The following is a 14,806-nucleotide window of genomic DNA, read 5'->3' on the forward strand; positions in this document are numbered from 1 at the left end:
ATGCGTATCTCAGTTTTTCCCAAGGTAAAAATCCAATTAAAGTGGATAAGTGTAAATATAAAGAATATATAAAGCATTCAAAAAGCATTCTTCTAGCTGACCAAGAATCTTATTGGGTGAAATACTTAAAAGGGGTTGATACAAAAACACCGCTCCCATTCAATAAGGTAAAAGTAAATGAAATATCAAGTGTAGCGCAAATTGATATTAACATCTCATATAAAGATAAAAAAATACTTGAGGATTTTGTGAAAAAGCATAATATAACATTGGCAAGTATGTTTTATACAGCATGGGGGATATTGCTTCAGAATTATTGTCACAGCAACGATGTGATTTTTGGGACTACAATTTCAGACAGGCCTATGGACTTAGTAGGTATTGAAAATACAGTTGGCTTATTCATAAATACGCTTCCCCTACGAATACAAACAAAGGCTTCTGTAAGTGGAATGGATTTACTACTGGGAGTTTCTGAAACACTTCGTGAAAGAGAGGAATATAAAAATACACCTTTAGTTAATATCAGTAGATATTGTGGGATGGCTGCAGAAGAATTATTTGATTCAATTGTAGTAATAGAAAATTATCCTCTGGAATCTAGTTTAATGCATAATAAAAACATAATATCCTTCGGACCATATTCCATTCAAGAAATGACACAATATGATTTAACAGTCGGTATTCAACTTTTTGATTCTATAGAAATCAAACTCTCATATAATGAGAACTTATTTTCCAAAGAGATGATTAGTAAACTTTCATCTCACTATATAAACATTATCTTTGAAATAATTAAAACACCTCATAAAGACGTATTGGATATCAACATTCTTAATCAAAGTGAAAAACTTCAATTATTATATCAATTCAACCTTACTGAGGAAGAATATCCAAAGGATAAAACTATACACAGTTTGTTTGAAAAGCAAGTGGAAAATAATGGTAAAACTACTGCAGTTGTGTATAAAGAAAGAAGTCTAACTTATGAAGAACTTAATGTCAAGTCTAATCAAATAGCAGAACTACTGATTAGTAAAGGAATTGAGGAGGATATGATTGTAGGGCTTATGGTAGAACCTTCAGTCGAAATGATTGCAGCAATACTAGCTATCCTAAAAGTCGGAGGAGCGTATCTACCATTAGCTCCCGAGACGCCTAGTAAAAGATTGGAATATATGGCTAAAGATAGTAGAATGGAATTGTTAATTGTTCAAAGAGCAGCAATGAGCAGAACAGAAGTAGATTGGTTTGAAGGAGAAATAATTGATATATCAAGCGTAACTTTTACTCAAACTAATACTACAAATAGATTGAGTAAAGTTCTGAAGTCTAATCAACTCGCATATATAATGTACACTTCCGGGACAACTGGTAATCCAAAGGCTGTAATGGTAGAACACGTAAATGTTGTGAATGTTGTGCGTTGGTTTGCGAAGAAATATCAAATAGGGACAGGCATCAATTTATTAATGTTAACTAATTATACATTCGATCCGAGTGTGGAAGATATGTTCTCAACCTTACTGCATGGAGGAACTTTGCATATTGCGTACAAAGAGTTAATTTTTGATCCAAATCAATTTTGTAAATATGTAAATGATCGACAAATAAATATAATAAACCATACACCGACTATTTTAAAAGAATTACTCTTTTATAGTGAAAAATTAAAAAGTCTTCATACAGTTATTTCAGGAGGGGAAAGATTAAATGAATCTCTAAAAAATGAACTCTTACGCAAAGGATATCAATTATATAATAATTATGGCCCAACTGAGATAACTGTAGATGCATTGTCCTCAAAATGTTCAGAGAAGAAGGTCACGATAGGTAAACCCATTGCAAATACTACTTGTTATATACTAAATAAAAATTTGAATCTTGTTCCAATAGGAGTAGTTGGAGAACTTTGTATTTCAGGAGATGGTGTCACTAGAGGATATTTAAATAATCCAGAACTCACCAAGCTAAAGTTTATAGAAAATCCATTCGAAAATAATAAACGATTGTATAAAACTGGAGATCTTGCAAAGTGGACAGAAGAAGGGGAGATTGAGCTAGTTGGAAGAATAGACAATCAAGTTAAAATCAGAGGTCATAGAATTGAATTGGCAGAGATTGAGAGTATTCTTTCAAAATTTAGTGAAATTAAAGATTCTGTTGTTATAACAAAGAGCGATGAAAATCTAGAGGAGCAATTATATGCGTTCGTTGTTCCTAAGCTACCAAATGCCAAGGAAATGATTCATAACAATATTACGATTTTTATGAAAAAAACTTACCTAGTTACATGATTCCTTCTTTGACATTAACATTGAAGAAGATACCGTTAACTCATAATGGAAAGATAGATAAATTGGAATTATTAGATTTATTAAACACTACAATTATCAATGAAGAAAAGAACTTTAAAAACCCGACTAATGAAATAGAATGGAAAATATCGGAAATTTGGTCAAAAGTATTAAATTTAAATGATATAAGCATAGATGCTGATTTTTTTAAATTAGGTGGTAATTCCCTGAAGATGATTCGAGTTCATTCCTTAATAAATATACATTTTCCCTCTATTATCACGGTTCAAGACTTATTCGATCATAGGACCATTGAAGAACTTGGAAAAGTTATTACTGAAAAGTATGGCTTAGTGAATAAAGAGAGTATAAGAACAATGAAAAAAATTGAGTTCTAGGAGGTCTTTATGATTATTTGTGGGATTAAGCTGACACATGATGGGGCAGTTGCATTAATAGAGGATGGTAAACTTATTTTTAGTGTTGAGTACGAAAAATTGAATAATAATCCTCGATATGCTGAAATTCTCGATACAGCATCTATCTCGAATATACTTAATGATTATGGATACGATATATCATCAATAGATTATTTCGCTATAGATGGATGGGGCGGGGACGATCAGAATGAACTTGCTGTGCAACCACGTTTGGAAATTCGAGAGGGCTTCAATCGGTTGACTGCTTTTAATAATAACGAACCATACAAACTTAATCTAGGTTTGTATGAAGAAAAATCGTTAAAGCATGACATTTTTCAAGAGTGGAAGTTTAGTGGTCTTAAAATAGGAGATACTGAAGTGGATTATTACAGTTACTTACATGCTTCTGGCCATCTGATGAGTGCATACTGTACCAGTGACTTTGCCAGGAAAGGTGAGAGCTCCTACATATTGATTTGGGATGGAGGAATGTATCCTCGTTTATATTTCTTTGACTATGAGAATAAAAAAGTAGACAATTTAGGACCTATTTTTTTGCTGATTGGAAATATATATACTATATTTTCTCAACATTTTGGACCTTTCAAGGTGAGTGGTAAATTTGCAAAAGATAATCTTTCTACTGCTGGAAAAGTTATGGCGTATATTGCCCTGGGGAATGTGCAACGAGAATTGTTTCAGTATTTTGATGAAATTTATACTAATTCTTATAATTATCCAATGGGATTTGCCAATATTTTTGCAAACCAATTCAAATTACATATAGAGGATAAAGGCTACTCAGATGAAGATATTCTATGCTCCTTCCATGTATATTTAGAAGAGTTATTAGTAAGAAAATTAAAGAAGAAAATAGAAAGAAACAATAATAAAAGCAAAAATATTTGTCTAACGGGTGGTTGTGCTTTAAACATCAAGTGGAACTCTGCAATAAGAGATAGTGGTATATTTGAGAATGTATATATTCCACCTTTTCCAAATGACTCGGGCAGTGCAATTGGAGTGGCATGTAATATAATGTTTAAAAAATTTGGTGTGATTTCTTTAGATTGGAACGTATATAGTGGTCCGAAAATAATTAAAAATAGCCCAGCTGATGGCTGGGATAGTAAAGAGTGTTCAATAAAAGATCTTTCTAAAATTATTTATTTAACGAATGAACCAGTTGTTTTTTTAAATGGGCAATCTGAATTGGGGCCGCGAGCCCTAGGGAACAGAAGTATTATCGCTTCACCGACTACTCAAGTAATCAAGGGAATTCTCAACAATATCAAATTAAGAGAAGCCTATAGACCAGTGTCGCCCATTTGTTTGGAAGGTTATGCAAAGGATATATTTATTCCGGGAAATAAGGATCCCTTTATGTTATTTGAACACCAAGTAAGGGAAGAATGGGTTCATAAAATTCCTGGTATTATACATCTCGACGGTTCTGCTAGACTGCAAACAGTTTCGAGTTCTGCTAACATCGTGTTAACGGAATTGTTACTTGAATTTGAGAAATTGAGTGGTATTCCATTACTTTGTAATACTAGTGCCAATTTAAACGGTCATGGTTTTTTTGGTGATGTGTTTTCTGCGACATCATGGGATAAAGTTAATTATGTTTGGTGTGAAAATACATTATATGAGAGAAGAGAAAAAATAAACTTTAGTATTTTCAGAAATACAGTTATAACCAAAAAAAGGAGGTTGTAAAATGAATAAAGATATCGCTATCATTGGAATTTCTGGGAGATTTCCAGAGGCTTCTACAATTGATGAATTGTATAATAATTTAAAGAATGGTAAGGATAGTGTTAGAGAGTTATCGAAAAAAAGAATAAAGGATACTTCACTGGATCCAAACAAAAAATTAAGAGAAATTGGATTTCTAGAAGATATTGATAAGTTTGATCATAAGTACTTTGGTATTTCGATGGCTGAAGCTCAAATGATGGATCCTAATCACAGGATACTTCTTGAAGTTACCCATGAAACAATCGAGAATGCAGGTTATTGTATTGAGGAATTAAGTGGTTCTAGGACTGCGGTTTTTGTTGCAGATATATACCCGGAATATCACAAGTTGGCAGAAGAATTTCTAGATACCATGATATCAGGTAATTCACCGGCTTTTCTGGCTACTAGAATCGCAAGAATGTATAATTTTACTGGGAATGCATTGATGGTTGATACGGCATGTTCTTCCAGCTTGGTTGCTGTGCATTTAGCATGTAACGAAATTTATTGTGGAGATGCAGAAAGCGCACTAGTTTGTGGGGTCAATATTAACTTATTACCTTACACTGAAAAAAAATGGAATTCAATATCTGGTCTCCGGATAATAAATCAAGAGCGTTCTCAGCAGAAGCGGCTGGAATGTCATGTGGGGAGGCAGCTGTTTGTATACTATTGAAACCGCTTGATGCTGCAATTAGGGATAATGATATCATACATGCAGTAATAAAAAGTACTGCAGTTAACAACAATGCAAATCGATCATCAAGTCCATCAGCACCAGATAGTATCTCACAGTCAAATGTATTAAGTATGGCATGGGAAAAAGCAGAAGTGAATCCATTAGATCTTGGTTATATTGAAGCACATGGTTCAGGAACTAAACTTGGTGATTCTCTAGAAATTGAAGCTTTAAATCTAGCTTTTCTTAGATATACTGAAAAGAAAAAAATATGTCCTATTTCAACAATAAAATCAAATACCGGACATTCATACAACGCAGCGGGTTTAGTTGGCCTATTAAAAGCAATATTGTCGTTAAGGGAAAAAGTAGTATTTCCAACTATTCATTTTGAAAAACCAAACCCAATGATTAATTTTGAAAACTCAGCTGTTTATGTAAATACTGAGTTTAAAGAATGGACTGTCGATGAAGGAAAGACTAGATATGCCGGAGTTACGTCTCTTGGCGCAAGTGGTACTAATTGTCATGTAGTTCTGCAGGAAGCCATTTCACGTGAACAGGACGACGGCACTAACTTTTCTAAAGATCGTTTAAGCCACTTAGTTACTGTTTCTTCGATGACTGAGCTAGGACTAAGGAAAAACCTTGAACAAATTTATCGTAAGGTATCACAGACTAATGATTACTCCTTACGAGATATCAGTTATACTTTGAATAAAGGTAGAAAACATCACGAAAAACGATATGCATTCATTGCGCGCGATGTGGATACTTTCATCAGTCAAATTAATAAATCTTTAAAAGATGATACTGACTTGGGGATATCGAGTCCTAAGTTAGGTAAATTAATTTTACTAATGTCAGATCATGAAAAGATATCTAAGAGTTTATTTGAATATCTTATGACTAATCACTATCACTTTTCAAAATATTATGAGGAATGTATTCAGTTGGGTAAGAATAAAACTGAGAGCTTCATTAATTTTGCTTTTCAATATAGTTATTATAAGATGCTTGAATCCTATGGCGTAACTTCAATCCATATATTAGCCAGTGGGATTGGGGAAATAATACTGAATGTGATTTCTGGAATATGGACTTTGGAAGAGGCTGTAAAGGAAGCAGTGACATATAAGCCAGTTGAAATTGAAAACCTAGAGCAACGAATTCAAGCACTAATTGAACGTGAAAGTGGCGAAGAATATATATTTTTTATTGAAATTGGTCCGATAAGCAGTCTTTCACGTATTATCGAAAATATTCAAACAGAGAACTATAATTATGGCGTTTTCTATTTGCCTGAAGAAATTAATGAATATGATCCAATTGATGTCTTGATAAAGAGGTTATACATGTATGGGTACTCTATCGAATGGGGAAAATATTATGAACATTATCAAGGGAATAGAGTTGTTCTTCCATCATATCAGTTTGTAAAAGAAAGATGCTGGATTAGAGAAGAACCATGGATCTATGATGAAAGCAACCAACTTGATAGTGAATATATTCCAAAACCAAGTTCGAAATCCTATGGGTTTCATAAGAAAGAAAACGAGATTGCTTATGAGATTGCTGAGTGTTGGAGTGATATATTAGAAGTCCAAACGCTTACAATTGAAGATAACTTCTTTGAATTAGGAGGTGATTCTTTAAAATCTACCAAAGTTATTACTCAATTGAACAACCGTTTTCAAATAAAGTTGGATTTCGAAGATATATTTGATTACCCTTCAATTATAGATTTGGCTGCTTATATAGACAGTTTGTTAGGAACGGAAAAGAAAGTATCACTTATATTTAAAGAAATATTAAAAATGGATGAAATTGGGCCTGAGGATAACTTTTTTGATCTTGGTGGACATTCTTTAATGGCCAATCAGGTGTTGTTGCGAATAGAAAGTTTAATGCAAGTAGTTTTGAATTTTGAGGAGATTTTCAATAATCCTACTCCATTCAAATTAGCTGCTTACATTGATGAGAAAATTGAGCGGAATTTAGCGGGGGTAGTACATCACGAAATAATACAGGTTGAAGAGCGGCCATATTATGATGTCTCGGCTTCACAAAAACGTTTATGGCTCTTAAGCCAAATTGATGAAGGATCGGTAGCCTACAATTCCCCGTTTTCATTTATTCTTGAAGGCAAGTTGAATGTTTTTGCATTTGAACAAGCTTTTGAATTAATTATCAAAAGACATGAAAGTCTTCGAACAGTTTTTTATTTTAGTAAATGGTGAGCCCAAGCAAAAAGTTTGTTCTTCAGACCAGTTGAATATAAAATTAGAATTCGTAGATTTAAGTATAACTGGTGGAGAACAAAAAGCCAATGAATTTGCATTTAGAGATAAGGATATCTCTTTTGATTTATCAGAAGGTCCATTAATAAGAGCTAAGCTGTTTCGAATCGAAAATGATAAGCACATATTTTATATAAATGTACACCATATCGTTAGTGACGGTTGGTCGTCTAAAGTATTTTTAAGCGAATTAGTTGTGTCATACAATGCATTTGTAAATAATAAAGAAAACCCATTGAGTCCTTTACGAATTCAATATAAGGATTATTCTGCATGGCAGAATGCATCGCTTCAAGGTGATAAACTTGAACAACTCCGATCATACTGGACAAATCAATTTAGTGGGGAACTACCTATACTGGAGCTTCCCACTGACAAGTTAAGACCAGCTATACAAAAGTACGATGGGGATAGGATAAGCTTTACCTTTGATAATGAGACTACTTTGAGTCTTAAGGACTTTTGCAGAAAAAATGATGTTACATTATTTATGGTTCTTCTTGCGGCTACCAATGTTCTTTTGAATAAATATACGGGCCAATCCGACATTGCTATAGGGTCGCCAATTGCAGGGAGACAGAATATTGAATTGGAGGATCAAATAGGATGCTATGTAAATACAATTGTTTTCCGATCACGATTTGAAGTGTCAGCGCAATTTAAACAATTTCTTAAGCAAATTAAAAAGTTAACATTGGATGCATACGAACATCAACTGTACCCTTTTGAACAATTAGTGGAAGAGTTGAACATAAAAAAAGATTTGAGCCGTTCACCAATATTTAATGTTATGCTTGTTCTCCAAAATACAGATGCTGCGGGAACCCAAGAATTCATGAAGAATCTGACTATTAGCGGTATTAAGGATTTGGGCCAATCGAGTATATTTGATTTACATTTGGAATTTATTGAACAAAATGGTTTAATAGGTAATATTACCTATAATAGAAATTTGTTTAATGAATATAAAATTGAAATGTTATGTTCACATTTTAGAAATATCTTACAAATTATTTTGAATTATGAGGAAATTCAAATTAGTGATATAAATATGTTGACGGAGCAAGAAATATACAAGCAGTTGGTTACATGGAATAATACGGACTACTATTTTGACAATCTAGAATCTATCCCTCTGCAATTTCTAGAGCAGGTGAATAAGAATCCAAATAAAGTTGCAATGGTTTTTAATAATCAAAGCCTAACTTATTTGGAATTACATGAAAAATCAGACAGGTTGGCAAGCTATTTGAGAAATAAAGGAATAGGATCCGATAGTATTGTAGGGATTATGGTCGAAAGGTCATTTGAAATGATAATTGGTATTATGGGGATTTTGAAGTCGGGAGGCGCTTACCTGCCAATTGATCCTGACTATCCAAATCAAAGAATCGATTATATGATACAAGACAGCGGGATCACAATTTTGCTTACCACGAAAGTCTTTGAAAGCAAAACGAATTCTGAGTGCGAGTTTATTTATCTAGACAATATTAATTCGTTTATGCATGAAGCTAAGAATCTTCCGATATCCTATGACACTTCGTCATTGGCATATATTATCTATACTTCTGGTTCAACTGGTAAACCCAAAGGTGTCAAAATTGAGCAACGATCCTTAATCAACCGCTTAAATTGGATGCAACGATGCTACCCTATTTATGATAGCGATGTGATTATGCATAAGACTCCTTACGTTTTTGATGTATCGGTATGGGAGATTTTATGGTGGGCAGTAACTGGGGGCACTGTTGTGATTTTGAACCCTGGGGAGGAGAAGGATCTTCAGTCTATCACTAAAGCAGTCGAGCAATATCAAGTCACGACATTACATTTTGTACCATCGATGTTGCATATATTTTTGGATTTTGTCGATAATTTTGTTGATTTAAATTCTTTATCATCAATAAAGCAAGTATTCGTCAGTGGAGAAGTTCTTGGTGTCGAAGATGTAAATACATTTAACCGTTTGTTGTTTGGTACAAACCGAACGGTGCTAGTTAACTTATATGGGCCTACAGAGGCAACTATTGATGTTTCATACTTTCATTGCTCTACAGATGAACTAATAGAAAAAGTTCCTATCGGGAAACCGATTGATAATACAAAACTATATGTACTTGATTCACATTTACAACTTCAGCCCGTAGGAGTACAAGGGGAGCTTTATATTAGCGGAGCGGGATTGGCTCGAGGGTATACTGGTAAAGACAAAATGACCAGCGAGCGTTTTATTGACAATCCATACGAGGTGGGAAAAACGTTTTATAAAACGGGCGATTTGGTTAAATGGAACATCGATGGGAACATGGAGTATATCGGTAGAATTGATCAACAAGTAAAAATAAGAGGGTTCCGTATTGAGCTTGAGGAGATTAGGGCAGAGCTTGTCAAATACGCCAATATACAAGAAGCGGTTGTAATTGCTTGTGAGGATGAAGGTGAAAGATACTTAACTGCTTTTTACACAAGTAGAGAAAATAGAACAGTGGAAGAAATCGTGCATTATCTTAGATCAAAATTACCAGGCTATATGATACCTTCACGGCTGATCAGACTGCATCAAATACCGGTTACCAAAAATGGAAAAGTTAACATCGCTGAATTGGCCCGAGTGAATAATGCTTTTGTAGGTGATGAGGAGAATTATGTTGAAGCCAGCAATTATATGGAGAAAAAATTATCAGAAATTTGGTCGGATGTACTCGGACTTGAAATTATAGGAACAAAAAACAATTTTTTTGAAATTGGTGGAGATTCCATAAAAGCTCTCAGAATATCAATCGCATTACAAAGAGAAGGTATTCATATTGAGCTGAAGGATATATTTCTTCATCAGACAGTTAAAGAATTGAGCGAATATATCCAGCAGAGTTCATTGAAGTCAGACTTAAATTTGCAGCTTTCTAGGGAAACGGATATTCAGTCGTTGTTGGAGCAAATGGATAGTCTAAAATTTAAAATTATATCATCATTAGTAAATCCAGAGGTAGTTGAAGATGTTTATCCTATGAGCGACATAGAGACTGGTTTATTATTTCATACGTTGAAGAATCCAGGCTCCTTAATTCATCATATTCAATTTGTTTACCAGGCACAATTTAATAATTTTGATATGACAAGATTTAAACAGGCTGTATCGTTTATTACAGACAGGCATGAAGCATTAAGGTGTTTCTATAATATACAGGATTATGATGTTCCTGTTAAAATAATACACAAAAAAATTGAAATGGACATTAATTATTGTGACATATCATATTTAACAGACGTCGAGCAGGAAGAGTGGCTGCTCAAGTATCTTGAAGAAGACAAATGCATCCCATTTGAGTTTGACAAAGCTCCAATATGGCGGATGAGGGTTATCGAAGTCGGGGAAGGTAAATTAATATTTTTGTTTATATTCCATCAAGCCATAATGGACGGTTGGAGTAATGCTACTTTGATGTCTGATATAAGCGAAACGTATGTGCAATTAGAGGCTAACGGAGAGTACAGACCGAGTAAATTGAATAACACGTACAAGCAATTCGTTTTAGAGCAAATTTTTGAGAAAAGAAAAGAATCAAACATTACCTTCTGGAAGTCAGAGTTGCATGACCATGTAAAAGACAATTTAATTGAATTGTCTTGCGATAAAAACAATTTATCAGAAGTAACATCTTACAGATATAGATTACCGAGGGAGGATCTTGAGCAAATTTTGAATATAGCCAAGGATCTTGAAACTTCGATGAAGGTTATTTGTTTTTCGGTTTATGTAAAGTTAATCAGTAGTATTCATGGAAAAGAAAATATTGTAGTATCTATTCTTACCCACAACAGACCAATCTGTGAAGAGAGTGATAAAATTATTGGGTTCTTTCTCAATATGGTTCCTGTTAAGCTAACGATAAACAATGATGTATCGTGGGAAGACCATATTAAAATGATTTCTAATAAATTATTACTTCTAAAAGAATTTTGAAAGAATGCCACTAGGAGAAATATCAATTCTTATTGGTGAAAAAAACTATGGTGATAATCCAATTACAGATACGATGTTTAATTTTACTGATTTCCGCACAAGTAATAAAGTAGATGAGTATATTGTTGAGGATACAAACAAGTTTGCGATAGAGTCTAATATTAAAACGAATACAATATTCGATTTTAATATTGATATTACTTTTGGTTATGTTGATATCAAAATTGATTCTTCTATTTTTAATGAATCCATAATAGTAGGATTTTTTGAATATTTTAAAAATACGATTCAGTTATTGGTTGTTGATCGAAAGAGAAAATTGAATGAATCAAATTTGTCTTATGGTCTATTAGAAGCAAAAAATGAAGCACAAGAAATTGATTTTATTTTCTAATATGTCTAAATTTAATGTATTCCGAATATGAACTCGGAGGGGAGTACCTCCCCCTCTGACAACGCTTTGCTCATTCTTAATACTTGATGAATTAATAAAATTGTAACAAGTTCTAGGGGGCAACTTAAATGATAACAAATGATCACTCTATTAAAGCAACCATTTCTGCAAACCAGGAGACAAAAGAAAAAGAATATTGGACAAAAAAATTTGCTGGTCAATTAGTTAGTAGTAGTTTTCCATTTGATAGAAGAAGTCCAAGTAACAACGTAATTTATAAAGTGATAGAATATTCTATACCTCTTGAACTTTCTAAAAAGTTAACCAAAATGTCAAATTATTCGAACTACTCATTGAATATTATACTTATAGCAATAGTAAATTTATTGATTAGTAGATACACTAATAATAGGGATATTATTATTGGTACTCCCATATACGAACAGAAAGTTGAAGGTGAGTACATTAATACTGTTTTGGCACTAAGAAATATAATAGAAACAACCACAACCTTCAAGGAGTTACTGTTTCAAGTTAAACAGACAGTTACAGAAGCACATGAAAAGCAAAATTATCCTATCGAAGCATTGCTTCGCAATTTAGATATGTCTCAAATAGATGGAGAGTTTTCATTATTTGATGTAATAGTACTTTTAGATAATATTCACAATGAAAAATATATACAACATATTGCTGTAAACATGATATTTTCTTTTTGTAGAGTAGAAGATAGGATAACAGGTAAAGTTCAATATAATTCATTGTGTTATGATCAGGAAACCGTAAATAGAATTATAGATAGCTTCCTTTATTTTATGGTAAATATTGTTTTTGATGTAAATGAACAGGTATTCAAGGTGGGGTTGCTTTCCCCAATAGAAAAAGATTTAGTGATAAATCAATTTAATAACAATAAGAAGGACATTTCGAATGATGGGCTTCTTACAGAATTAATTGATTATCAATCTGAGAAAAATCCAAATAATATTGCGATAGAATTTGAAGAACAAAAAATAACATATGGGGAACTGAGAGAGAAATCCAATAAAATTGCCAAGATGTTATATCGAGAACAGAAGCTACAATCAGAGGAGCTTGTGGCGATTGTGATGGATAGAAGTATTAACTTTGTTGTTACAATACTGGGAATCTGGAAAGCTGGAGGGGCCTACATTCCAATAGATCCCAGTTACCCACAAGAGAGAATTAAGGAGATTATAAACGATGCAGGGATTAGGTTTGTTTGTACTCAGAAGGAATATAGGAGTAGTTTTGATCGGATGCACGAATGTTGTGGAAAATTAGAAAAAATCATATACATAGATCAAAGTATAGAAGAATTAACTAATCAAAAAGTTACTATTGATGAACATACTGAATTTTTTAACCAGGCTAATCTCAATTGTAACCATATTGCCTATGTAATTTATACATCTGGTTCTACAGGTTCCCCCAAAGGAGTAATAGTAGAACATGTTGGAATGATGAATCATATCAGAGCAAAGATTGACGATTTAGAAATAACATTTAAATCCATAATAGCACAGAATGCATCTCAATGTTTCGATATATCTGTTTGGCAATTTTTCACTGCCCTTGTTGTGGGAGGGAAAACAATCATATATTCCACGGATACTGTGATTAACCCTGATAAATTTTTAATGAAAATAATTGAGAATAGTGTTTCTATTCTTGAAATTGTACCCTCTTACCTTACAGTAATCATTGAACTATTAAAAACGAGTGATCTAAATTTTAAAACCCTTAGATACCTTGTAGTAACAGGCGAAGAAGTTAAACCAAACCTTGTTAAATCTTTTTTTGAAAAGTTTCCAATGATTCGAATGGTTAATGCATACGGGCCAACTGAAGCGTCAGATGACATAACACACTATGTCATGACAGCTGCACCAACAGTCGAGTCTATTCCTATTGGGAAACCAATAAGAAATTTTAATATTTATATAGTCGATGATTATATGAATCTATGTCCTATTGGAGTGAAAGGAGAGATTTGTGTAGCGGGTATTGGTGTAGGTCGTGGGTATTTGAATGATAAAGTGAAGACAGAATTATCTTTTATGCCAGATCCCTTTGTTCCAGACTATGTTAGAATGTTTAAAACTGGTGATTTAGGAAGTTGGCTTTCAGATGGAACAATTAAATTTTATGGTAGAAAAGATAATCAATTAAAAATAAGAGGATACAGAATTGAACCGGGTGAAATAGAACGTAGGCTTGTTGAGAATATCGATGTCAGGGAAGCAGTGGTTATCGACTGCGAAAAAGAAGAGGGAGGTAAATATCTTTGCGCATATGTAGTTGTTATTAATAATAGTAGTATTACTATTAATGAGTTACGTGATTATTTGAAAAAACATCTTCCTGCTTATATGATCCCTACCTTTATCACTATAATAAATGCTATTCCACTATTAGACAATGGGAAAATAGATAAGAAATCTTTATTGCTTATTAACGTTAATAATCAAATAGAATCTTCTGCTCCTGCTAACCATATCGAAGGGAAATTGATACAAGTATTTTCCGAAGTGTTAAAATTGAATAGTATTAGTGTTAATGATAATTTCTTTGAATTAGGTGGCGATTCAATTAGAGCTATGCAGGTAGCAGCAAGATTGCAGAAGCATAGTTTGTTTGTTGATATTAAAGACATATTATATAACCCTACCATTATAGAGTTAAGTAAAAATGTCAAGAAACTAGTTCGAAAGATAGATCAAAGACTCATTGAGGGTCCAATACCACTTACTCCTATTCAACACTGGTTTTTTGATCACAATTTTAGTGATCAGCATCATTTTAATCAATCTATTTTGCTTTATAGCGATCATGGCTTTGATAAACAGATTGTAAAAAAAGTTTTTGATCAAGTAGTGAATCATCACGATGCTTTAAGAATCGTGTACAAAATTAATGAAGGAGAAATAGATCAAATAAACCGGGGTTTGGAAGGGGACTTAGTTTTAGTTTTGAAGAGATT

8 protein-coding genes are annotated in these 14,806 nt (G+C 33.1%); all 8 read left to right on the forward strand.

What is annotated here, in order from left to right:
- Window positions 1-2,297: non-ribosomal peptide synthetase (locus TY10_RS00155; protein WP_042159277.1), on the forward strand; the 2,297-nt coding region annotated here is incomplete at its 5' end.
- A 62-nt stretch (window positions 2,298-2,359) separates the two neighbouring features.
- On the forward strand, window positions 2,360-2,695 hold the full coding sequence (locus tag TY10_RS00160; RefSeq protein ID WP_162160539.1) for a phosphopantetheine-binding protein: 336 nt from the start codon (window positions 2,360-2,362) through the stop codon (window positions 2,693-2,695).
- A gap of 9 nt (window positions 2,696-2,704) precedes the next feature.
- Entirely contained in the window at window positions 2,705-4,438 is a 1,734-nt protein-coding gene (locus TY10_RS00165; protein ID WP_042159282.1) for a carbamoyltransferase N-terminal domain-containing protein, read from the forward strand.
- A 1-nt stretch (window position 4,439) separates the two neighbouring features.
- A complete protein-coding gene (locus TY10_RS28510; protein ID WP_052350261.1) occupies window positions 4,440-5,138 on the forward strand; it encodes a beta-ketoacyl [acyl carrier protein] synthase domain-containing protein in 699 nt (232 codons plus the stop codon).
- A complete protein-coding gene (locus tag TY10_RS28515) occupies window positions 5,102-7,381 on the forward strand; it encodes a phosphopantetheine-binding protein (RefSeq protein ID WP_162160542.1) in 2,280 nt (759 codons plus the stop codon). The genes TY10_RS28510 and TY10_RS28515 overlap by 37 nt, the downstream gene beginning before the upstream one ends.
- Window positions 7,341-11,408: a non-ribosomal peptide synthetase gene (locus TY10_RS00175; protein WP_052350263.1), complete on the forward strand. Its 4,068-nt coding sequence runs from the start codon at window positions 7,341-7,343 to the stop codon at window positions 11,406-11,408. The genes TY10_RS28515 and TY10_RS00175 overlap by 41 nt, the downstream gene beginning before the upstream one ends.
- Before the next feature lie 4 nt (window positions 11,409-11,412).
- Complete coding sequence (locus tag TY10_RS00180; protein ID WP_042159285.1) at window positions 11,413-11,802, forward strand: condensation domain-containing protein; 390 nt, start codon at window positions 11,413-11,415, stop codon at window positions 11,800-11,802.
- 128 nt (window positions 11,803-11,930) lie between these two features.
- The coding region (locus tag TY10_RS00185) for a non-ribosomal peptide synthetase (protein WP_042159286.1) at window positions 11,931-14,806 on the forward strand (2,876 nt) is incomplete at its 3' end.

Source organism: Paenibacillus gorillae, assembly GCF_000513275.1.
GTDB classification, from domain to species: domain Bacteria; phylum Bacillota; class Bacilli; order Paenibacillales; family Paenibacillaceae; genus Pristimantibacillus; species Pristimantibacillus gorillae.